Source organism: Ramlibacter sp. (assembly GCF_036676645.1).
In the GTDB taxonomy this organism is placed as follows: domain Bacteria; phylum Pseudomonadota; class Gammaproteobacteria; order Burkholderiales; family Burkholderiaceae_C; genus Ramlibacter.
In genome coordinates, this window is the sequence record NZ_JAKFCM010000045.1 from 1 (window position 1) to 1,624 (window position 1,624).

Annotated in this window: 2 protein-coding genes; one reads left to right on the forward strand and one right to left on the reverse strand. The window is 70.3% G+C overall.

Translation table 11 applies throughout. From position 1 onward, the window contains the following. Positions 1-1,227: MgtC/SapB family protein (locus V6M57_RS07565; RefSeq protein WP_332814380.1), on the forward strand; the 1,227-nt coding region annotated here is incomplete at its 5' end. Between the two features lie 12 nt (positions 1,228-1,239). On the opposite strand, the gene V6M57_RS07570 is transcribed toward V6M57_RS07565, so the two are convergent. Further along, on the reverse strand, positions 1,240-1,624 hold a 385-nt coding region (locus tag V6M57_RS07570; protein WP_332814381.1), incomplete at its 5' end, for a hypothetical protein.

A 1,624-nucleotide genomic window follows, 5' to 3' on the forward strand; every position in this document is an offset into this window, starting at 1 on the left:
CTGGCCGTCGGCGCCGTGGTCGGCCTTGAGCGCGGCTGGCGCGAGCGCGAGCGCGCCGAAGGCAGCCGCGTCGCGGGACTGCGGACGTTCTCGCTGTTCGGCCTGCTGGGCGGCGTGCTTGGCGTCCTGAGCGAGACCCTGGGGCCCTGGCCATTGGCCATGGGGCTCGCCGGCCTGTCCCTCCTCGGGGCAGTGTCCTATCGCGAGAACGTTCGCATCCATGGCAGCCTGAGCGCAACCACCGCCGTCGCCGCGCTGCTGACCTACTCGCTCGGTGCGCTGGCCGGCGCAGGCTATCCCGCCATCGCGGTCGGCACGGCAGTCGTCATCGCGGTGCTGCTCGATCTCAAGCCCACGCTGCATCGCTGGCTGCGACTGGTGGAACACAGCGAGCTCAGCGCGGCGCTGCAGCTGCTCGTGCTGTCGGTCGTCATCCTGCCGCTGCTGCCGGACACCGGCTACGGCCCCTACGCGGCGCTGAACCCTTATCGCCTGTGGTGGGCGGTGGTCCTGATTGCCGGCCTGTCCCTGTGCGGCCATATCGCCATGCGCTTCACCGGCCCCCAGCGCGGCATCTTCTGGACCGGCCTGCTCGGGGGCCTGGCCTCCTCGACCGCAGCCACGCTCATGCTCGCCCGGCGTGCCCGGGCGGAACCGGCGCTCACCGATGCCGCAGCGGCCGGCACTTTGGCCGCCTGCGGCATGATGTTCCTGCGCATGACGGTGATCGTGTTCACGCTTCAGCCTGCGCTCGGGCGGCCGCTTGGGGTTCCCATGGTGGCTGCAGGCGCCGCCCTTCTCGGCCTGGCCGCGTGGCAGCGAAAGCGTGGCACGTCTGGCGCTGTCGCGTCGGAGGGCGATCCCATCGCTCCCTTCGGCCTGAGCACAGCGCTCGGCTTCGGCGCGTTTCTCGGCCTGATGGCGGTGCTGACCCAGGCCAGCCAGGCGTGGCTGGGCGACCCCGGCCTGTATGCGCTGGCCACACTGTCGGGGCTGGCCGATGTCGACGCCATCATCATCAGCGTGATGAAAATGCAGGCGGCAGGCAGCCTGGCAGTGACCGCCACCATGGTCGCCGTGGGCCTGGCGACCGCGGCCAACATGGTGGCGAAGGCCTGCATTGCCGCGGTGATCGGCGGGATGGCGCTCGGTCGCCCTGTCGCAGCCGGTTATGGCCTGTCGATTGCTGCCGGCTCGGCGGCCGCAGCCCTCATGACGCTGGGGTAAGCGAGCCGGGGTTCAAAACTGCCAGCGGAAGACCCGTGGCGCAGCTTCGCCCTGGCGCGCCAGCTTCAGCTCGATCGCCGTGGGCCAGGGCGCGGTCATGGCGAACTCCAGCAAGCCCTCGCGATGATGTCCGCCGGGGGCCGCGCCAGCCCAGGCCAGCGGCCTGATCTCCCGGCCATCGGCGGTGACCAGCGTTGCGGTGTTGACGAGGTCATCATTGAGGTCGTTGCTGTGGGTGTCGAGCACGACGGCGAATTGCCAGCGCGCATTGTCGGCGCCGACCACCCTGGGGGTGACCTTCACCGTCACACCTTGCTGGACTGATGTCTGGGTGGCGGCCTGCGCACCATCCTGCGCATGCACGCTGAACGTCGCCGCCATCAGGGGCAGCAAAAGC